14 protein-coding genes are annotated in these 22658 nt (G+C 44.6%); 8 read left to right on the forward strand and 6 right to left on the reverse strand.

The genetic code is table 11. The annotated features are described in order from the left end of the window. Window positions 1–50: 50 nt before the first annotated feature. The 5 genes from DDR33_RS05775 to DDR33_RS05790 form a co-directional block, all read right to left on the reverse strand. Window positions 51–1907 carry a glycoside hydrolase family 2 protein gene (locus DDR33_RS05775; protein ID WP_109414800.1) on the reverse strand — a complete coding sequence of 619 codons (1857 nt, stop codon included), beginning with the start codon at window positions 1905–1907 and terminating at the stop codon, window positions 51–53. A gap of 31 nt (window positions 1908–1938) precedes the next feature. Then, entirely contained in the window at window positions 1939–4005 is a 2067-nt protein-coding gene (locus tag DDR33_RS05780) for a beta-L-arabinofuranosidase domain-containing protein (RefSeq protein ID WP_109414853.1), read from the reverse strand. Between the two features lie 195 nt (window positions 4006–4200). After that, window positions 4201–4344 (reverse strand): hypothetical protein, encoded by a 144-nt coding sequence (locus DDR33_RS25735; protein WP_158280645.1) that lies wholly within the window; start codon window positions 4342–4344, stop codon window positions 4201–4203. Between the two features lie 4 nt (window positions 4345–4348). Further along, on the reverse strand, window positions 4349–6820 hold the full coding sequence (locus tag DDR33_RS05785; RefSeq protein ID WP_109414801.1) for a glutaminase family protein: 2472 nt from the start codon (window positions 6818–6820) through the stop codon (window positions 4349–4351). 150 nt (window positions 6821–6970) lie between these two features. After that, window positions 6971–9247, reverse strand: a complete 2277-nt coding sequence (locus DDR33_RS05790) for a GH92 family glycosyl hydrolase (RefSeq protein ID WP_109414802.1) — start codon at window positions 9245–9247, stop codon at window positions 6971–6973. 359 nt (window positions 9248–9606) lie between these two features. On the opposite strand from DDR33_RS05790, the gene DDR33_RS05795 reads away from it, so the two are divergent. From DDR33_RS05795 to DDR33_RS05825, 7 genes are all read left to right on the forward strand, one after another. Further along, window positions 9607–12756 carry a ligand-binding sensor domain-containing protein gene (locus tag DDR33_RS05795; protein ID WP_109414803.1) on the forward strand — a complete coding sequence of 1050 codons (3150 nt, stop codon included), beginning with the start codon at window positions 9607–9609 and terminating at the stop codon, window positions 12754–12756. A gap of 22 nt (window positions 12757–12778) precedes the next feature. Continuing rightward, on the forward strand, window positions 12779–13567 hold the full coding sequence (locus DDR33_RS05800) for a response regulator (RefSeq protein ID WP_109414804.1): 789 nt from the start codon (window positions 12779–12781) through the stop codon (window positions 13565–13567). 54 nt (window positions 13568–13621) lie between these two features. After that, window positions 13622–14236: a ribosome biogenesis GTP-binding protein YihA/YsxC gene (gene yihA, locus DDR33_RS05805; protein WP_109414805.1), complete on the forward strand. Its 615-nt coding sequence runs from the start codon at window positions 13622–13624 to the stop codon at window positions 14234–14236. 51 nt (window positions 14237–14287) lie between these two features. After that, entirely contained in the window at window positions 14288–15139 is an 852-nt protein-coding gene (locus tag DDR33_RS05810) for a UbiA-like polyprenyltransferase (RefSeq protein ID WP_109414806.1), read from the forward strand. A 91-nt stretch (window positions 15140–15230) separates the two neighbouring features. After that, a complete protein-coding gene (locus tag DDR33_RS05815) occupies window positions 15231–16946 on the forward strand; it encodes a M3 family oligoendopeptidase (protein ID WP_109414807.1) in 1716 nt (571 codons plus the stop codon). A gap of 152 nt (window positions 16947–17098) precedes the next feature. After that, entirely contained in the window at window positions 17099–17758 is a 660-nt protein-coding gene (locus tag DDR33_RS05820) for a GGIII-like transmembrane region-containing protein (RefSeq protein WP_109414808.1), read from the forward strand. Window positions 17759–17910: 152 nt separating this feature from the next. Continuing rightward, the gene (locus tag DDR33_RS05825; RefSeq protein WP_109414809.1) at window positions 17911–19635 is read left to right on the forward strand and encodes an APC family permease; all 1725 of its coding nucleotides are present in this window, start codon (window positions 17911–17913) and stop codon (window positions 19633–19635) included. A gap of 296 nt (window positions 19636–19931) precedes the next feature. Here the strand turns inward: DDR33_RS05825 and DDR33_RS05830 are convergent, their stop codons facing one another. Beyond that, entirely contained in the window at window positions 19932–21878 is a 1947-nt protein-coding gene (locus DDR33_RS05830; protein WP_109414810.1) for a KUP/HAK/KT family potassium transporter, read from the reverse strand. 213 nt (window positions 21879–22091) lie between these two features. Between DDR33_RS05830 and DDR33_RS05835 the strand changes: the two genes are divergently transcribed. Continuing rightward, window positions 22092–22658, forward strand: a complete 567-nt coding sequence (locus DDR33_RS05835; protein ID WP_109414811.1) for a T9SS type A sorting domain-containing protein — start codon at window positions 22092–22094, stop codon at window positions 22656–22658.

Below are 22658 nucleotides of genomic sequence, written 5' to 3' on the forward strand. Positions count from 1 at the left end.
TGCTTACGAGGCGTCTCCGAAGTATCTCTTTTTCAGACCGTATCCTTCCCCTATTTTCCCTGCATCTTTACCAATGAAGGATTATACAACTTTTGCGTTACTGACTTCAATTTTGATTCAGGAACCTTTATTACTTTCCTGTCGTAGGTCATCAATCCGTTCGTTTCCACCTCCACGTCGGTTGTCTGTGTGTAAACTGCGGCCGATAAACCGGACTTAATTAATGACTCCAGGTCATCCATGAATTCAGAATACCTTTTAAACAGATCGTCAGCGTTCTTAAAGCTCTGGTAGCCCCAGTTGTCCTTTTGCTGCCATACATGCCCGTTTACAGGCAGGCCCAGGCCACCAAACTCTCCTAACACAAGTGCCCTTTCTTTTCCAAAAAGCTGAGGATCGGGCATAGCAGGTTCCGGATAAGTATGCAGGTCAACTATATGCCCCGTTTGATAAAAGTTTCCACCGCTCGCACTGTTTATAAGGCGTGAAGGATCCTTTTTTATGGTCCATTCAGTGATTTCCACTGTTTTAAACTGCCCCCAGGCTTCATTAAAAGGTGTCCAGACAACGATTGATGGATAGTTATATAAGGCATCAATAATAGCATTCCACTCTTTCCGGTAGTATCCTTCAGATTCCTTTGAACGTTGCTTTTCATTTGCCCGGCCAAATACCCCCGGACGCGAATCCCACCTGTTCCCCAAATCGCCGCTCGGCATATCCTGCCAGACCATTACCCCCATTTTATCACAATGATAATACCAGCGGGCAGGCTCTACTTTAATATGCTTTCTGATCATATTAAAGCCCATATCCACCGTTTTCTCAATATCAAATTTCAACGCTTCATCTGTTGGAGCGGTATATAATCCGTCAGGCCACCAGCCCTGGTCAAGAGGTCCGTACTGAAAAACGAACTTATTATTCAGAAGCATTCTCTGGATTCCGTTGGCATCCTTTCCGAGGGAGATCTTGCGCATGGCAAAATAACTTTTTGCCTCATCCACTACCTTTCCGTTTCTCACAACAGAAAAACGCAGGTCATATAAAAAAGGATTTGAAGGCGACCACTCCTTCGGATTATTAATAGTAAGAACAGCTTCCGCACCTGCGTTTACCTCAGCTTCGGCAATCTTTGCCTGCCCGTCCCATGCAGAAATCCTAAAAAGGTCTCCCGGCTTCGAAGCCGTCACCACAGCCTGCACAGAAAGAGTCTTCCTGTCAAGATCGGGAGTCTGCCTCACAGCAGAGATGTAAGTCTGAGGAACCGCTTCGAGCCAGACAGTCTGCCAGATACCTGTAGCCGGGGTGTACCAGATTCCTTCAGGCTTCCTTACCTGCTTGCCTCTCGGCTGCGGCCCCTGGTCTGTCGGGTCCCATACTCTTACCACGAGGTCCTGTTTACCGCTGCCTTTAAGAAAAGATGTAACGTCAAAAGAGAACGGATCATTTCCGCCCTGGTGAGTGCCCACCCTCTTTCCGTTTACAAACACTTCTGTTTCCCAGTCGACCCCGCCAAAATGAAGCAGGACCCTGTTTCCCTTCATGGAGGGCTGGGGAGTAAAGCTTGTCTGGTACCAAAGCGTACTATCTTTTCCCACATTCCTCCCCACTCCTGACAAGGATGACTCTATTGCAAAAGGAACAAGTATCTTCCCCTGGTATGAAGAAGGCCGGGCCGAACTTTTCGCATTGACCGAATAATTCCAGAGACCATTCAGGTTCATCCAGTTGGGTCTTACAAACTGAGGTCTTGGATATTCAGGCAGCACAGCTGAAGGATTGACCTGTTCACTCCACTTTGTGGAAATTTTGCCGGGCACAGGACGCCATCCGGTACTCTGGGCGTGTAAAAGAGAAATCTGACAGCACAGGAGAAGAAGAGGGGTAAGAAAAATTCGTTTCATTGAGTTCAATATTATAAGATTGCGATATTTTTTAATTAACAACCGGGAATGAGGATATTCTCAGCCTTGAACCTCCCATCGGGACTAGGGTAAGCTTCACTTTTTCAGTATTTACCCTTACCGGACTTTGAGGCAGAACGGACACCAGGCCATGCTCATCAATTTTCCAGTCGGGCAGCTTCCTTCCGGTCGCGACAATTTGGATCGGGGCTGTTTGATTCGTAAACGGATTATCATCTGATGGCCATGCCCGCTTTTGAACCTTAAATGATGTTTCCGGATTTGCAGTATTAATGACAAGACCGAAGTTCCAGTCGGAAGCAGGATGTATCTCGAAAGAAGGCCATTTTGCAGGATCCGCTTTTTCCTGCCAGCCCGAATCTCCGATTGCAGTTTCCTTACTATCCTTCTTAATATAATTCTCTTTTATATTGAGGGAATAAGTAAGAGGGCCGTAATTCACGCTGACGCTGTTCTTGTTCTTTTCCCAGGTACGAACCTTCAGCTGCATCGGCAGCGTCAAACTTATCTTATCGCCATTCTTCCATAAATTGGAGATCTTCACATACTGTCCGGATTCAGCCTTTACCGCTATCGCCTTTCCGTTCAATTTTACAGAAGCCTGCCTGCACCATGACGGAATTCTCAGGTAAAGCGGGAAGCTGACATCAGAAGCAGTCCTGACCGTGAGTTCCACAGACTCTTCAAAAGGATATTTCGTGACAGCAGATAATGTAACTTCCTTTCCATCTCCTACTTTTGCTGTCACGTCTCCCTGCGCGTATAACTGAGCCGCCAGCCCCCTGTCGGGAGTAGCCATCCAGCTGTTTTCCGCGTAGTATACCCACCCTGCAGCATGATTATGCTGGCAGCAACGGCTGCTGAAAGGATTCATCATCAGAAAGGGCCCCGAGTTATCAATGCCCGGATGATGGTTCTTGCTGTCACTGATCACCATGTTAGGTGCAGTAAGATACCGGAGAGCTTTATAGTCGGGCATAAATGCCGCCGGAAAACTATTGAATGCAATGTCTTCACAATTATCAGCCCAGTATGGATCGCCGGTAGACCGTAACATCATCTGGTCTGAGGTCATCTGCTCTACAAACCCGCAGGTTTCGGTGGCCTGCCGGGGATCATCATATCCTTTCCTGGCATTTTCGTCAGCTCCGAACATTCCGCCTGGCACATGTCCATAGATCTCCCTGATCAGCTTAAAGTTGTTATAGGAAGCGTTAAGGTCCTTTACATCATGACTTAGCAAATAGTACTGAGCCGGTTCGCGGAAGCATTCCGCGATATTGACATTGTGCCAGTTGGGCAAATTGTCCGCCTGCCTCCAGTTAGCCGTGTTCCGGTCCGTTTTCGCTGCAAGATCAAGCAGCCATTTATCTCCTGTTATATTATACAGCCAGAATACGCTGTACAGATTATCGCCCCCCCGGCTGTTTTCCCAGTAATCTTCCAAAAATAAGCTGTCGGGAACAGACAACTGCCATTTGAAATATTTCGTCATAAAATCAATTACGCGCTTGTCACCGGAATATTCATAATAAGATTGCAGGCACCAGATCATCGGCATGTTCGTCCAGAGATCCCTTTTCCCTTTACCCTTTTCAACATCAGGGCCAAAATCTCCGTTATCCCTTTGATTGCTGAGCACTGCCTCAATCCAGAACTTCGCGTCGCTGATCATTTTAGGATCATTTAGCATATACCCGATATTAGCATACCCCTTCAGCCAGTAGGGCAACTCTTCCCATCCATATTTCCCCTTTCCCTCCTTATTCAGCCAGGCATTATCTTCCTTTGAAAGCCAGATACTGATCTCTCCCAGGTTGCCCGTTAATCCCTCACGCTGAAGAACCAATGCTTTTTTAAGCCACCCACCCGGTTTGAACGATGTAACAGGCAGTTTCATGAACGGCTGCTTTAATAAAGGTGCGCGGTTGTTCATATAAAACTTGTTCACTTCCGATGTCTCAGGCTTTGAGACGACCTCTGTTTTAATACGGCTTTGTGCCAGTCCGGGCTGTACAGACGAGCACAGCAGAAGTAATGATACCCCGATTGCAGCCCTTTTTGAAAAGTTATTCATATATCCTTGTGTATGAGTGTGTGTTGCGGCGATAGAGAGGAGCCGAAGCGCGGCGCACATCCTGTGATTTTCTTTCAGAAGGAAAAATGAAAGAGACACATAGCTTGTTCATTTGAAAACCGGCAAAAAGCCAAATGAGCACGGGCATAATAGAGTTAGTTTTTCGTACAGTGCAAATAAAAAGGTTTTCTTGGTTTAAATCGTATCATTATTTCTCTGATTCGTCTCATTTATAGCACTGATCGCTGTAAAAGAGCCCCTGCCTGCCCACTTTGGACTTACTATCATCGTAATAACAATGATGCGTCTGATTTCACGCATCACTGTTAGAATGTTCATGGCTTTATTTCTTTTCAAGCATTTTAATAAAATACCCTCCCACCACACTCCGTGCCTGAAAACCAACCTGTTTGCCGTCCGTTGTTTCGTGCCAGTCGCTTATCGGAACCCGCGAAGTGGTTTCTACAGCATATTTATATACCGGCGCAACGAGGGCCTCAAAATCTTTCTGATCTTCGGCAAGCACTGATGTCCAGATGATCCAGTCGGATTTGGTGTAGGTCTTTCTGCTGTCAAGCGGGAGGCCGTATGTATTCTGTTTATTGAGATAGAATTTAATCTCTTTCCGATACACCTCTTTGGGGAACAAATTTAAGCCGAGAAGCTTGTCCCATACCAGGTTGTACTTCTGGCTCCATGTCCCCTTATTCTCAAAAGCAAGAGTATAGTGGTCGCCATCCGCCGAAAGTTCCTGCCAGCGGGGTACCATCCCTTCAGCTGCTGTTCTGAATTTAGCCGCCGTTGTACTTTCTCCCGTCTGCTCAGCCAGCTTTGCATAACAGCCAAGAGCTACTATCGCTTTTACTGAAAGGTTTGCATTTCTGGCAAGGTGACCGGCAAAGTCATCCGTACACAACTGGTTTGCCGGGTCAAATCCTTCTTTCAGCAGATAATCAGCCCACACGGAAAGCGTTGGCCAGTGCTTCTTTGCATATTCTGCATTCCCTTCTGCTTTTGCAATTGCGGCTGTAAGAATGATCATATTTCCTGATTCTTCAACCGGCATATCTTCCCCGTATGTCTGACCATTCGCCAGAGGATAAGTTCCAAGATCATGAGCAGCAAAAGGTTTCTTCCACTTACCGCTTTCACTGTAGTAAAAGATCCCGTTTAACATTCCCTTCAGCAAATCCGGATTGTACACCAGGAATAAAGGAGCAGAAGGATAGGTTACATCGACCGTATTAATAGAACCGTTGCTGAAGTTCTCCTTTGAGAGGAATAAGATCTCCCCTTCAGGGCTCTTAACCAGTTTATGAGCAGAGATAGCCTGGCGATACCCCAGTACACACAGGTCTGCGTATTTCTGACCTCCGGCTTTTAGCGCATCAGCATACATTTTCTTGTCAAATGCTTCACATCTTGCAAGCACACTTTTGTATTCAGAGGAAGCAAGGGCGATTTGTTTTTCAATCGTTTGCTTTCCATCCTGGTTCCACCAGGGTCTCAGGTTCTGCCCAAAATATTGCACTGAATAAATATCATCATAAGCCAGCATCACAAATTGCTCTTTAGCTGTACCGCTTACCTGACCAAATGGAATAACAGTATTCAGAACCAGCCGTCTGCCGGACTTCACGGCAGGAGCAGACGTTTGCCCGGAAAGGAAGGATACCAGGGCAAGATCACTTCCGCTGACATACTGAACAGCCTTTGATGATGAAGGAACAGCGACATACATATATCCCCAGTCAATCCTCACGTCGTCTCCTTTTGTCTTAAGCACAGGCTGACTAACCGTCCCTGCTTTTAATATCGATGACCCACCGTTTGTATATTTAGTTACCGAAACCTCCTGCCCCGGGGAGTTTACAGCAATATCAGTAGAAGCTCCCAGGTAAAGTTTCACATTATGCGGGCGCCCGTCTGTAGATTTTACCTTACAGGAAATATACGAAACAGGTCTTGCCATCAATGAAAGGTTGTCCATCAGAAGCGGACTTGTAAAAGTCAGGGTAAGATCAGTGTTACCACATGCAAATTGGTAGATGGTCCGGGTAGCCGTTACTTCGACACTTTTCTGCCGGGCAAGCGTTATTCCGGCTGTCGTCTTCAATTCTTTTTCCTGAGCAATACCTGCATCCAGCCATTGTCCGCCTGCAGTATTGGCGATATGGACAGCCAGGACGTTCTCTCCTTTTTTTAACGCCTTCCGTATTTTAGTGTCAGCATCTTTGTATTCGAACTTATGGTTCCACCCCTTATGATCATATATCCTTTGTCCGTTCAGATACACTTCAACATTATCATCATGCATTATTTTCAGATACAATTTCTTAGAACTTATATCCCCCAGATTGAACTTCCGTCTCATCCAAAGGTCTCTTCCTGTCCAGGATGTTCCTGCATCATTGTTGTCTCCGAAAGATCCGGTTCCGGTTTTCCACTGGCTGTCATCAAATCCGGATTGCGACCAGCCTTCTCCGGGAGTACTTTCTGTATATTTAGTGGAATATTTCGCTTCTTCCGAAGTTGGTACCAGGCTCTCGTAAAAAGTTTCCTGCTTACCTAAAAAGCGGTATACTTTCCCGTCTACACTAACCAGACCTATCAGCGATTGATCTGTACCTGTCCAGTGTTTTGTAGGAGATGAGCTCAGCTCATCAGTCGTAGACCAGATACTAAAATAAGGATCATGTGTTATAAGCGGATAAGCAGGAGCCTTTTTAATTTGAGAAAAGCTCTCAGATGTTCCCGTAATGAACAAAAAGATAAGAAAAGAATACTTAAAAAGTGTGTGTTTGAAAGTGTTCATAATTGTTGTTTGTAATTTTATGTCTTTATTGTATTGTCATTCAGAATTCCGGGCATCTGTACAATCCGGAAAATCCTAAAAGTACGAATATTATAAAACGATTTAGCAAAATAATAAATGTTCCATATTTTCACTGAATATTTCTTTCTGCTATTTAAGAACGGCTCCGCCGGAAAGTGAAAATGGCTTATCCGAATCGCTTAACTTTATGCCTGTAGCCGGCTTGTCTTGCATATTAAATTCAAGCTTTCCTCCTTTTACAATATCAGAATACCGCAGGAAAGTTGGTGTATAGGCTTTTCCGTTCAGCGTAGCTGATCCTATATATACATTATCCGAACTGTTGTCATTAGCCTGAATAACAAATTTCTTCCCGTCTTCCATGGTAATAGTGGTCTTTCTGAATACGGGACTGCCTATTACGTACTGGTCGGTTCCCGGACAAACGCTGTAGAAGCCCAGAGCACTCAGGACGTACCAGGAAGATGTTTGCCCCTGATCCTCGTCACCCGGGTAACCGTTTTCAGTTGAATTGTAAAGCCTGCTCATTACCTGCCTGGCGTGATATTGGGATTTCCATGGCTGTCCTGCATAATTATACAGATACACCATGTGCTGGATAGGTTGATTTCCGTGTGCGTATTGCCCCATATTAGCCATCACCATCTCCGTCATCTCATGGATCATATCTCCGTAAGTTCCGGGATTTACGCGGTTAGGCTCCGAAAACACCGAATCGAGCTTCGCTGTAAAATTTGCTTCTCCTCCCATTAATTTAATGAGCCCCTGAATGTCATGAAAAACCGACCATTGCCAATGCCATGCATTTCCCTCGGTATAGGGACCGCCCCACTCTACAGGATCAAAGTTATTTTTCCACTCCCCCTTACTATTTTTACCTCTCATAAAGCGGGTGGCAGGGTCATACACGTTCCGGTAGTTGAACATCTGGCGTTCGAAGATCTTTTCGTAAAAAGGCTGGCCTGTTTCTTTAGCAAGCTGATAGCCGCAAAAATCATCGTAAGCATATTCCAGGGTTTTGGCTGTAGCTTCTCCATATTCGGGATAGGGCACGTATCCCAGCTGATAATATTCTTTCCAGCCGTGACGACCATTTGCCGGCCCCCAGGGACCTTTGTTTGTAGCTTCATGCAGATATGCCTCAAGCGCTTTTTTCGGATCGAACGTCCTGATGCCCTTTGCCCACGCATCAGCAAATAGTGAAATGGCATGGTTACCGATCATGCTCCCCCCTTCACCAGGGAAAGACCAGGAAGGCAGCCAGCCGCATTGATCATATGCCGCCAGCATGGCCTGCATATAGCGGCCCTGCATAGTAGGATGAAGAAGTGCAGTTAAAGGAAACTGACCCCGGAAGGTGTCCCAGAAGCCGGTGTCGGTAAACATATATCCCGGATAGACCTTTCCGTCGTAAGCGCTGTAATAATATGGCTTTCCATCTTTATCATATTCGAAGAACTGGCGCGAAAAAAGGCTTGCTCTGAAGAAGCATGAATAAAAGGTTGCCTTCTCTTCCTCTGTTCCCCCCTCTACCAGGATGCGGCCCAGATGATCATTCCAAACTTTCGCTGCCGCATCGCGGGTGGCTTCGAGCTTTTTAAAACCGCCAAGCTCTCTTTTCAGCGTAATCCCGGCCTGCTCATGGCTTATATAAGAAGAGGCAACCTTCGCCTGCACAACCTCCCCTTCCTTAAATTCAATAAATGCCCCCGCTCCTTTTCCTTCTTTTTCGCTGGTTCCGGCGGCTATCGTGTTACTCGCATTATCCCAGGTGCCGTATGATTTGATCGGTTTGTCGAAAACCACTACGAAATAGTTCCTGAAGTTTTGAGGTACATAATGCCCGTTATTCACATATCCGATGATCTTTCTTTCAGATGGAATGATTTTCACCATACTCATTTTGGTATATCCATCAAGAACAATATAGCTCTTACCTCCTTTTGGAAAGCTGAACCGAAGATGAGCGCCACGTTCAGTAGGTGCCATCTCTGTGGTAATACCGTTATCCAGTTTCACCTTATAATAATGAGGTTTAGCAATTTCGTTCTTATGACTGAAGGCGGCAGCCCGCTCATCTTCATTCACCTTCAGCGTACCAGTAACCGGCATGAACGAAAATACTGCGTAATCATTGCTCCATGAACTGCACTGATGGGCCTGCTGAAATCCGCGGATCGTCTCCTTAAAATACTGATACTTCCACCCGTCGCCGTTCCGGCCTGTCTGTGGAGTCCAGGTATTCATTCCAAACGGAAGTGCTGTGGTGGGATAGGTATTTCCTCTTGTCAGTTCGTGCTTCGAATTGGTTCCCTGCAAAGTGTTCACATATTGTACAAGATTGTGGGTTTGGGCATTAGCAATCCTGCCAATGAAGAAGAGAACAAATAAATACTTCAGTTTCATCAGAGTGTGTGTAATCTTTTTATGATTGGTGTGTTAGTTTAAATAGCACCGGAAGTATGGCACCACGGCTCCGGCATTCTTTATTCTTGCGAAAATAAACGGATTTCTCTGCCCTGTCTAGTTAAAACGTCTCAATTACTATCCATTTCGTCTCATACAGGCATATCCCCTGTAAATTGTTACAAATACTTAAATGTAACGAAGGTATTCAACTTGGGGAAGAAATAAAAGCTAAGCCCACTGTGGCAATCCCGGCCAGGTAATTCCTGCCGGCAGCATCCTCTCCGCAACGTCATCATAAAGCCGGCCTTCGTTTCCATTTTCTTTTTTGTCATTATAAACCTATTTTTAGAACCGCTTTGAACGGGAAACAATTATTCACCTTTATAACTCTCATCCTTCTTACAGGGTGTGTAACGGCTCAGCCTTATTATTTCAAACGCTATGAAGTTGAAAGCGGCCTTTCTACCAACACTGTGTACTGCTCGCTGCAGGACAGGCATGGTTTTCTCTGGTTTGGTACGATCGACGGGCTGAACAGATTCGATGGATATTCATTTAAGGTGTTCAGACCTGACAAAAGCAGGAAAGGCAGTATTGGAAACGGTTTTGTTATTAGTCTCTGTGAGGATAAAAAGGGCATTATATGGGCCGGAACAGAAAACGGATTATACCAGTATGACGCCGTGACGGAATCGTTTTTACAGATTAAGCAGACCAAAAACATGACCATCACGAATTTGAACGCATCTTCGGACGGCAACATCTGGTTTAGTGCCCGCTCTGCTATCTATTGTTATTTCCCCTCCACCAACCATCTGCGTCTTTACCAGTCTAAAAACCATCCCGATATTACCACCCTGGTTGTGGATAGCTGTGGTACCGTATGGGCAGGTACCTTTTCCGGAAAACTATGCAGGCTTGTACCCGGAAAAAGCAAACTGCATATCTCCGACCTTTATACCCACTCTTCATTTACAACCTCCAGGATGGTTACCAGAATATTTCCGGTAAATGACAAGTTCCTGTTCGCAGGCACCTCAGCCCAGGGACTAAAACTGTTTAACAGGCGAAATAACACATACGAGGATCTCCCGCTTTACAACAAAAACAAAACACCGGTATATGTAAGAGATTTCATACATGATAAAGAAGGCCGTTACTGGATCGCAACAGAAGTGGGGCTTTTTATTTATGATCTGAAGACCAGGACCTTTGAAAATCTGGTAAAAGATCACAATAATCCATACTCGCTATCAGATAACGCAGTGTATACTTTATGTAAGGAGCGCGAAGGAGGAATATGGGCGGGGACTTTTTTCGGAGGACTAAACTACTTTCCCAAACAATATAATCTTTTCGAAAAATACTTCCCGGATAATGGTGCAACCTCTATCAGCGGTTCCGCCGTAAGGGAAATCTGTTCTGACGGAAAAGGCAATATCTGGATCGGGACAGAGGATGCCGGATTAAACAAATTCGATCCGGCTAACGCCACGTTTAAGCATTTCTTATCCGCCGGTGATAAAACCAACCTTTCTTACAACAATATCCATGGTTTACTAGTCGACTCACAGAAATTATACATTGGTACCTACGAACATGGCCTGGATGTCATGGACCTGAACACCAGCAAGATCATAAAACACTTTGAGGCAGGCGATACCCGCGGCTCCTTAAAAAGCAATTTTATTACAACCTTCGGAAAAAGCAGACGGGGAGTAATGTATGTAGGAACATCAAGCGGGCTTCAAACATTCAATCCTCAAACAAACCAGTTCGGCCAGATTACCCTGGGCGATGGGTTCCAGCCTTTTATTAACAGTATTACGGAGGATAGTTCCGGGAACATCTGGCTTAGCACATTAAGGGAAGGTGTCTTCGTAATTGAACAGAAAACCGGTAAAGTACGCCTGATCCAGCATGATCCGAAGCGAAGTAACAGTCTCAGCAGCAACAGGGTGAACTGCATCTTTGAAGCTTCAGACAAAACAATCTGGATGGGAACCGAGGGTGAAGGTTTATGCATGCTCGATAAGAATGGTCAAACCTTCACCCGGTATAGCACGAAGGACGGCTTTCCAAGTGACTTTCTCTTCGAGATACTGGAAGATTCCCGTAAAAATCTCTGGATCAGCACTTCGGGGGGTCTGGTATGTTTCAATCCTTATACTAAAGCGATCAATGTGTTCACCAAATCCAGCGGACTTCTCAATAACCAGTTTAACTATAGTTCTGCGTTTAAAGACACGGTTACTGGCTATCTCTATTTTGGAAGCGTCAGAGGACTGATACGCTTTAATCCCGACTCATTTACCAGGAACACATTTATCCCTCCCGTATACGTCACTGGATTTGAGGTAGATAATAAAGAACTCACGATCGATACTAAACACTCTTTACTGAAAAAATCGATGCTCTTTACCGACACGATTATTCTTCCTTACAACCAATCTACTTTCAGTATCAAATTTGCTGCCCTTACCTATACGGCTCCCGAGATGACAGAATATGCTTATAAGCTGGAGGGGCTGGACTCCAAATGGACGCATCTCAAAACTAACCGGCAGGCATATTTTACGGATCTTTCGCCGGGGGATTATCTCTTTAGGGTGACAGCATCAAACAGCAGCGGTGTTTGGAACAAAATGGACAGAAAGCTTGCTATTATCATCCTTCCGCCATGGTGGGACACAGGAATTGCGCGGGCGGGTTATACTGTTGCGGTTTTACTTTTAACCTGGCTAACTGTAAAGCAGTACCACAACAAGATAAGGGCAAGAAATAAAAGAAAGCTGGAAATGCTTACCTATCAAAAAGAAAAAGAGGTTTACCAGGCGAAAATAGACTTCTTTACAAATGTTGCACATGAAATACGGACTCCTCTGACATTAATAAAGGGACCTTTGGAGAAGGTTATGAAACGCGTGGAAGAAGTTCCCGCCATCGAAAGAAACCTCCGGATCATGGAGCGCAATACCGCACGGCTTCTTGAGCTCGCTACCCAGTTGCTCGACTTCAGACAGGTCGAAACGAATAGCTTTAGTCTTAACTTCCAGCCAATGGATATAAGCCAGCTTCTTAAAGAACTTCACCAGGTGTTCCAACCCACTGCCGAGCAGCAGAATATTCGTTTTGAGCTAGACCTTCCGGATCCCGCCGTAATTCTTAGTATAGATGCGGAAGCGCTCAACAAAATATTAAGCAACCTGATTTCGAATGCTATTAAATACTGTGATCAGAAGGTCATGGTATCTTTCCGCACTCAGCAGTCCCCCGAAGGAATCGTCATAAAGGTGAAGAGCGATGGTGCCATCATTCCACAGGAATTGAAAGACAAAGTATTTGAAACATTCTACAGGATAAAAGGCAACAGGAAACAATCGGGTACCGGCCTGGGGCTTACGCTTTCGCGCTCTCTCGCCGAATTAATGAACGGAACATTGATATTGGATTTACCGGAAAATAACATGAATGTATTTACCTTATATTTGCCGGTGCAGTTATAAGCCGCGGCTAATGTAGACACTCATGACGGAACTTAAAAGTACTTCTGAAAAACCCACTGTATTACTGGTAGATGACAATGAAGATATCCTCGACTTCCTTGCAGACGATCTGGAAGAAAAATACACTGTCGTCACCGCGTTTGACGGGAAAGAAGCCCTTGATATTTTATTGAAGGAATCGGTTCAGCTGGTTGTCAGTGATGTGATGATGCCCGAAATGGATGGATTTGAGCTGTGCAGCACCATAAAATCAAATTTTGAATATTGCCATGTACCAGTGATCCTGCTGACGGCCAAAAACACGCTGCAATCTAAAATCGAAGGCCTTGAACTGGGAGCCGATGCCTATATAGAAAAGCCTTTTTCTCCCGAATACCTTCAGGCTCAGATTGCTAATCTGCTCTCTAACAGAAATAAGATAAGAAACTATTTTGCAAGCTCTCCTAATGTTCATATCCGGACGATGGCTTATTCAAAAGCAGATGAAAGCTTCCTGGAAAAACTGAACGAGATCATTTATAAGAATCTGTCCAATATCAATCTGGATGTTGAGCATCTGGCTGCCTTTATGAATATGAGCAGACCTACTTTATACAGGAAAATTAAAGCCATTTCTAATCTTACACCAAACGAGCTCGTAAATGTGACCCGCTTAAAGAAAGCTGCTGAGCTTCTCCTCGAAGGCAGCTACAAGATCTATGAAATAGCTGATATGGTGGGTTATAGCTCGCAAACACATTTCGGCAGGAACTTTAGCAAGCAATTCGGGATGTCTCCCAGCGAATATCAGCAGAAAAAAGGTGAAGCCTGACAGTTGCGGCAGAGGGCAGATGATATACTGAATCAATTTTATACCTTTGCGGAAATGCAGATACAATCCGCCGAGTTTAAGTGCAGTAATACCAGGACTGAGAAATTACCTCCTCCTGTTTTACCGGAGTATGCCTTCATTGGCAGGTCTAATGTTGGAAAGTCGTCACTCATTAATGCCCTTACGGCCAAAAAGGGACTGGCAAAAACATCTCAAACCCCCGGCAAGACTCAGCTTATTAACCATTTTCTGATTAACGAAAACTGGTACATAGTGGATCTTCCCGGCTACGGATATGCCAGGGTATCGCAAAAAACCCGTGAAGAATGGGAGCGCTTTATCCGCTACTATCTCAGGAACCGGGAAAATCTTCAGTGCGTTTTTGTCCTGATCGACAGCAGGATCGACCCCCAAAAGGCTGACCTCGATTTTTGCTTCTGGCTGGGAGAGAACGGCATCCCGTTTGTCCTTGCCTTCACTAAGGCGGACAAACAATCAAAAATCAAAACAACCCACGCAGTCGACGCCTTCAAAAAGGCACTTTTGAAATATTTCGAAGAGATCCCTCCTCTGTTTGTCACCTCCTCCGAAACCAAAGAGGGCCGCGAAGAAATTCTTGATTTTATTGATGGCGTGAATAAAAATTTCAATCCTCCAACCCCGGTTTAACAGGCTTCTAATTGTACATTCCCCCCCACTTTCAACTTATTTAGCTTTCGGATGAAGAAATATTTATCGCTGGTACTTTTTGCACATACTATCTTTGCGATGCCCTTCGCCTTTATAGGCTTCTTCCTCGCACTCAGTACAACAGAGAATTCATTTGACTGGATGAAGCTGGTGTTCATGATCCTTTGTATGGTTTTCGCCCGGAATTCTGCGATGGCTTTCAACCGGTATCTCGACCGGAATTTCGATTCTAAAAACCCGAGAACTGCTTTGAGAGATATTCCCGCAGGAAGGATACCAGCGAAGAATGCATTGCTTTTCACTCTGATCAATTGCACCCTCTTCATTTTTACCACCTGGTTTATCAATCCCGTTTGCTTTTATCTGTCACCGGTCGCACTGGCAGTAGTGCTTGGATATAGTTTCACCAAAAGATTCACTCCTCTTTGTCATCTGATCCTGGGAGTGGGACTTGGACTTGCTCCGCTTGGCGCTTACCTGGTTGTCACCGGCAAATTCGATTTACTACCCGTCTTTTTCTCTCTTGCCGTTGTTTGCTGGGTTAGTGGTTTTGATATTATTTACGCATTGCAGGATGACGAATTTGACCGACAGCAAAAATTATATTCCATACCAGCCTGGCTTGGAAGAAAAAAGGCTCTTACCGTTTCGTCGGTTCTGCACCTCTTTAGTGTAATTTTTGTAATCTTACCTTTGTTCTTTACCACTCTGGGAGGATTTTATATTGCTGGTGTGGTCTTTTTTACGGGTCTCCTGATCTATCAGCATAGCCTTGTCAAACCTGATGACCTGAGCAAGGTAGGCCTGGCTTTTGGCACAACCAATGGCATTGCATCAGTCATCTTTGCACTGTTCTTTCTGCTCGATGTTTTTTTCAGGTAGGATGCTATTTTATAAACGTAAAGGAGTTTGACAACAACATGACCCGAATTTGGTTTAACTTAGCAAAGAATTAATCAAATCTGAAAGGATCATGATCATTAAAAAGAAACCAAGAACTTACGTTCCCGAGAACCTCGAAATAAAATGGGAAAATATTGAACCACTGTTTAAGGAGCTTCAGGCAAGAGAAATACAATCTGTCCCTGATCTTGAACGCTGGCTGCAAAACCGCAGCGAGCTGGAAGCTGTACTGGAGGAAGATTTTGCATGGCGCTACATCAGAATGACCTGTGACACAGGAAATGAAGAGCTGCTCAAAAATTTCCAGTACTTTGCAATGGAAATAGAACCTAAGATAGCACCTTTAGCCAACGAGCTCAATAAGAAATTTATAGACAGCCCGCTTACAGAACAACTTGACCAGGATAAGTATTTCGTCCTGATCAGAAGCATCAGGACAGCTCTTGATCTGTTCAGGGAAGAAAACGTTCCTCTTCTTACCCAAATACAGGTTACACAGCAAAGGTATCAGTCTATCACAGGAGCAATGTCTGTTACCATTGACGATAAAGAATACACACTGGAACAGGCATCGGTGTTTCTGAAGAATCCCGACCGTCTCCTGCGGGAAAAGGCCTGGGATGCAATATCGAAAAGAAGATTGCAGGATAAGGATCAGTTAGACGAACTGTTCAACGAATTATTAAAGCTTCGTCACCAGGTCGCTCTGAATGCCGGTTTCGAAAACTTCAGGGACTACATGTTCCGTGCCCTTGGCCGTTTTGATTACACGCCCCATGATTGCTATAAATTCCACGAGGCGATTGAGCGGGAAGTGGTGCCTATCCTTCAGGAACAAGCGAGGAAGAGACAGGTGGCCCTGGGACTTGAGGCATTGAAGCCCTGGGATATGGACGTAGACATCTCCGGTAAACCGGCTTTAAAACCATTCACTACCGGCGCTGAACTGATTCAGAAATCCATCGAGTGCTTTAAGGGATTGGATCCTTACCTTGGCGAAAGCCTTAGCATCATGCAGGCAAATAACCTGTTTGATGTGGAAAGCCGTAAGGGTAAAGCGCCCGGGGGATATAATTATCCGCTTGCGGAAACCGGTGCTCCCTTTATCTTTATGAATTCGGCAAATACCTTCCGGGACCTGACCACTATGGTGCACGAAGGCGGGCATGCCGTTCATACTTTCATATCTTCCGGGCTTGAACTGAACGACTTCAAACACCTTCCGTCAGAAGTGGCTGAACTGGCTTCTATGAGTATGGAACTGATCTCCATGGACCGGTGGGATATCTTTTTCGACAACCAGGAGGATCTTACCCGTGCAAAGAAAGACCAGTTAAAAGATGTATTAAAAACCTTGCCCTGGGTAGCTGTGGTCGATCAGTTTCAGCACTGGATCTACACTAATCCCGACCATACAGCTGAACAGAGACGCGAGGCCTGGGTACAGATATTCAAGCCTTTTGGGCTTAATTTTGCCGACTGGACCGGTTACGAAGAAGCCCTTGAAAACCTCTGGCAAAAACAGCTTCACATTTTTGAAGTTCCGTTCTATTACATCGAGTATGCGATAGCGCAGCTGGGCGCTATTGCCGTATGGAAGAATTACCGGGAGAACCCGTCAGAGGGTCTTGAAAAATATAAAGCCGCCCTGAAGCTTGGCTATACCAAAACGATCAGGGAGATCTATGAAACTGCCGGTATTAAATTCGATTTCAGCACCGAGTATGTAAAAGAACTGGCAGAATTTGTCCACTCAGAACTGGATGCACTGGACAATAACGGGTAAAAGAATGAATGATGAGCTGGGGTATGAACTGCGTAATCGTTCATAACCCGGCTCATCCTTTAAAAGCCTGATTCACCGCTCATAATCATAACATCCACCCTCGTCCTTCCCCTGTATTCAAACCTTTTTCCCTTAATCCGGGTTAAAAGGGAATGAAAAAGTTAATTCTGATATACACATTTATACTCTCTTCTTTGGCAACAGTTGCCCAGGAATGGAAAGCAATGACTATCGATGACTCTGTTCAGATCGCCCTGCCGCCCGGCTATGAAAAGAAAGATACCTTAGGGCAAACACTTATAAACGCGAAGTCATCATTCGGGAACATTATCATTACAAAGCAGCCCGATAACCCGGCAAGTACCCCTGATATTGAAAAGAAAAAACAACTCGACAGTTATTACAGTGATTTCGTTAAACGGATCAGCTCAACTTCCAAGGGGACGGTCAGGGATGAAAAAGACACGATCCTGAATAAGCTTCGTGTAAGAGAATTCACGCTGGAAGTAGACAGTGGAAGTGGCAAACAGTTCAGGCACATCCGGATCCTGCATGTCAACAATGCAACGTATACCTTCCAGTTCCTCTACAAGGAGATCCATGCCGGCTATGCAGAGGAAGAAAGCAGGACGTTTTTTAAGTCTATTACGATCCCGCCCGATATCGGCTTATCAAGCCAGTTCACCAGCCCGGAAAACACAACCGGAAAAAGTGCTTCGGGGAGCAATACTCTGCTGATCGGCGGAGGCGTTCTCCTTTTAGTAATCATTATTATAATTATCATTCTCCGCAAAAAGAAGCGAAGGCAATAAAAAAACTAATATTGTCCTGATAAATGATAGCTAAAAAGTATTAAGGATTCACTCATTTGCAAATCGGATACTTTTTAGCTGTCATTTTTTATTTATCTTCAAATATTCTTTATGTTTGGCCTCGAAAAACAAGAAACAGATCAATAATTGGCATGTTGAAAAACTACTTCCGCAGGAAGCCCCTTTCGAGTATCCTGTCGGATGTTCAGAGCGGTTTTAGTGATGGTGAAAGCAAAGAAAGCGGGCATTCAGGACTTAAACAGGTATTAGGAGTAAGAGACCTTACATTTATGGGAATTGCGGCAGTCATCGGTGCCGGAATATTCTCAACAATCGGCGAAGCTTCATTTCACGGAGGTCCCGGAGTAACATTACTTTTTATCATCACAGCCGTCACTTGTGGTTTTTCGGCAATGTGCTATGCTGAATTCGCTTCAAGGATTCCGGTCTCTGGCAGTGCTTATACTTATGCCTATGCGTCTTTCGGCGAACTCATTGCCTGGATTATAGGCTGGGACTTATTAATGGAATATGCCATCGGGAATATTGCCGTGGCAATCTCCTGGAGCCAGTATTTCACAAATCTTCTTGAAGGTTTCCATATTCATATTCCGGAGTATCTTACCATGGATTACCTCTCGGCATCCCGGGGGTACGAAAAAATACAGGAGTTAACAAGCAGCGGCAATACCGCAGAAATCACCTCGCAGCTTCAACATCAGGCAGCTGCATGGTCAACTGCACCAGGCTGGGGTAATATTAAACTTATTGCAGATATTCCGGCACTGGCTATTGTGATTGCGATTACTTATCTTGTATATATCGGCATCAGGGAAACGAAAAGAGCAACCAATGCCATGGTTATCCTGAAGATAGGAATTGTCATCGGAGTCATTATTCTCGGCTTCTTCTACATTACGCCGGCCAACTGGGATCCCTTTATGCCTAACGGATTTAAAGGTGTCATGCGGGGCGTGTCAGGTGTATTCTTCGCTTATATCGGTTTCGACGCAATTTCCACAACAGCAGAAGAATGCAAAAACCCCCAGCGCGACCTGCCCAGAGGTATGATTTATTCGCTCATCATCTGCACTATTCTCTATATCCTCATTGCGCTGGTACTTACCGGTATGGTAAATTATAAAGAGCTTGCAGTGGGAGATCCCCTGGCCTTTGTATTTAAACACGTTGGATTAAACGAGATCAGCTATATCATTTCGGTAAGTGCTGTCATCGCCACAGCCAGCGTATTGCTCATCTTTCAGATGGGGCAACCGCGTATCTGGATGAGCATGAGCAGGGACGGCCTGCTGCCAAAGGCATTTTCAAGGATACATCCCAAACATAAGACTCCTGGTTTTTCAACCATCGTTACCGGAATAGTAGTTGCAGTACCGGCCCTCTTTATGAATCTGACTGAAGTAACCGACCTGACAAGCATCGGTACACTATTCGCATTTGTACTGGTCTGCGGGGGAGTCCTGGTTCTCGATAAGGATACAGAACCAACCAGGGGCAGGTTCCGCATTCCATATATTAACTCAAGATATATCGTTCCGGCCTTATTAATTGCCGCTGTTGTGGTGTTCAGAGAACCGCTGGCAGGGCTCTTTAAATACTCAGGAGACTGGCACACCTACAAGGACAATCTCCCCTATTTTCTGTTTATCATCCTCTCCTCCGTCATCGCTGTATTATGTGTGGTTAAAAAACTGTCTCTTATCCCTGTTATGGGGCTTTTAAGCTGCTTTTACCTGATGACTGAACTGGGTTACACCAACTGGCTCCGCTTCCTGATATGGCTCGGTTTAGGCCTTATTGTGTATTTCGGATATAGTTACAAGAACAGCAAGCTGAATCTAAGATCTGAAGGATAATTATTCCTGTTCAGCACAAAGGTTTTACGGCGTTCTTTTCTCTTTTGGATGCTGTATTTAGCGTATCAATCTTTCTTTATGCTGCTTACTCGTTACTGCCTTCTTACTCCGGCGGAGAGTAATAGGGTTTCAAAATAAATAACCGGATTAAATAAGTATCCTGTTGAAGAATACAGACCCTATTCCGTTAATAATAAAACACTTAGCAATCTTTTCTATTGTCCGAATCATGCGGACTTTCGGATATCCTTTACTAAAAGGGCAATTCCAGATCCGGAATTGCCCTTTTAGTAAAGCTATTTAATCCTCTTCAAGGTAATTTCATCCCCGGTAGACACAATAAGCGGAACTTTCTCTACCGTAACAAAACTTAAATCAAGGCCGAACCCCCTTTCCTCAGAAAGCCCCAGTTTTTTGAGGACAAAATAATAGGCCATGATAAAGCGCTCCATAAACTGTAACTTATTAGAACGGGAAAGCACTTTTTCCAGAACAACAAATTTAAAATCGCCGACTATTTTATGTTTATTTAGTGAAGGATATTTACTGGTAATATCCACTTCTCCTTTTCTGACCAACTCCTCTACTACCATGCGGAAGAGGATATTAATCCGCTGCTCAACACGGAAGCCAAGCCTGAAATCAATACGAATCAACTTCTCAGGTACCAGAAAATCAACTTTATACTCGAGGGTATAAGGCTCGTCGGTAACATCCACGTGGACCAGCCAGTAAAGGTCGGCCCTCTTTGGCTGCTTCTGCAAAATGGAGTACATGATCTTCGACTCTATTTCCGACTTGAAATTGGCACTGGTAAGATAAACAAGTTGTGAGGAATACTTGGGAACAGTTTGATCCTCGCTCAGTTCGCTGATTATCTCGTAATAATCCTCAATTTCAACAAACTTCACATACCTGTTTTTAATCTTCCTGGCATTAGACCAGGCCCACATCACAGAAAAGAGGAAGGTACCAATCAGCAAACTGAACCATCCTCCGTGTGTAAATTTAGCCATGTTGCCCAGCAGAAAGGTAAGTTCAATAACGCAATAAACCGTCATAAAAATACCGATCAGGTATAGAGGGATCTTCATCCGCCTGAGGAATATCGCGACTAAAATAGTCGTCATCAACATCGCTACGGTTATAGACAGCCCGTAGGCCGCTTCCATTCTGGCAGATTCATGAAAAATCAGCATCACCAGGATACAGCCCCCCAGCAATAACCAGTTCATCGAAGGAACATACAACTGGCCTTTCTGATTGGTGGGGTAATTTATCCTGACTTTAGGCCACAAGTTGAGCCTCACAGCTTCCGATATTAATGTGAAAGATCCTGAAATCAGAGCCTGACTGGCAATAATGGCAGCTGCAGTTGCAATGGCGATCCCAAAAATCAGGAACCATCCCGGCATAATCTGGTAAAAAGGATTTTCGTTGATGTCGGTGTTCAATGTTGTACCCTGCCTCTGCCATAACCAGACGCCTTGTCCAAGGTAATTTAATACAAGACAGGTTTTAACATAGATCCAGCTAACCCGGATGTTTTCGCGGCCGCAATGCCCCAAATCAGAATATAAGGCTTCAGCTCCTGTAGTACATAAAAATACTGCGCCCAGGATAATGAAAGCATCGGGAGATGTAGTAAGCAACTGCCATGCATAATAAGGATTCACGGCCTTGACGATAGCCGGATATTCCACCACATACCCTAATCCGAGCACCCCCATCATGGTAAACCAGATAAACATGATCGGGCCGAAAGCTTTACCTACCAGCGATGTACCAAACTGCTGAATGACAAAAAGGATTGTAATGATCGCAACAACGATTGGCACTGTTGGTAAACCCGGATATTTTGTTCCAAGTCCTTCAATTGCCGAGGAAACAGTAATCGGCGGTGTAATGATCCCGTCTGCCAATAGTGCACATCCCCCTATCATAGCTGGAATAACAAGCCAGCGGGCTCTGCGCCTCACCAGGGAAAACAAGGAGAATATACCTCCTTCGCCCTTATTATCAGCCCTTAAGGTTATCAGTACATATTTGACTGTAGTTTGTAATGTTAATGTCCAGAATATACAGGACAGACCGCCTAATATCAGATCCGGCGTGATCAGCCGCTCACCGATGATTGCTTTAAAAACGTATAAGGGAGAGGTCCCGATATCTCCATAAATAATTCCCAAACTAATCAGCAGGCCTGCAGCGGAGAGCTTATGAAGATCTTTATGATTTGCCACGCTATTTTTTTAAACCGGGCACAAAAGTAAGAGATGCCAGACAATTAAACAACCATGATTATCAGTAGTTTTTATTTTTTATTTAAAACTGAAAATCAAGTACTTTGTTAAATTCCCGGACGGCTTGCTATATCTTTGTTAAATTTTGTTAAATAAACTTACCAGATACCATTAATCGTATTTAAATTATTAGCTTTGTTGAGGAGATAAAGGATGAAAAAATTTTACCTGTTAGCTATTTCGTTTTATTTTATACTGCTGGGCGCCAGAGCCTTCGACAGCAAGAGCATACTAGTGCTCAGAAATGAAACTATGGATTCTATAAGAAGGCTTCAGCCAAAGCCGGCTAGCAAAATAACCGACACACGGCCGGACAGGCCAACCAGGAACGAGCTAAAGATCAACATAACTCCGTTTAAGCCTATTAGTACAAGAACATCATCTGCAGCTTCTTCATCTCCGGCTTCAGCGCCAGCATCTGCCGGCGGGCCTCAAAAAACTGCCGGGCAGGATGTGAAAGCTTTAAGCAACGTCAAGGTATTCCCCAACCCGGTGGAAGATCAGATCAATATCTCTTATTCCCTCAGTAAAGATGCCAACGTAACAGTTAAGGTAATGGATGTACTCGGAAACGAGATAGCAACCCTCCTCTCTCAACGCCTTCCCGCAGGAGAGCAGAATCACAGCTTTGCTATTACTACCAAGCTTAACAGCGGATACTATTTCATCCGCGTAATCGCAGGAAACGAAACAATCATAAAAAGGGTATCTGTATTATAG

Source organism: Pararcticibacter amylolyticus, assembly GCF_003130405.1.
GTDB lineage: Bacteria > Bacteroidota > Bacteroidia > Sphingobacteriales > Sphingobacteriaceae > Arcticibacter > Arcticibacter amylolyticus.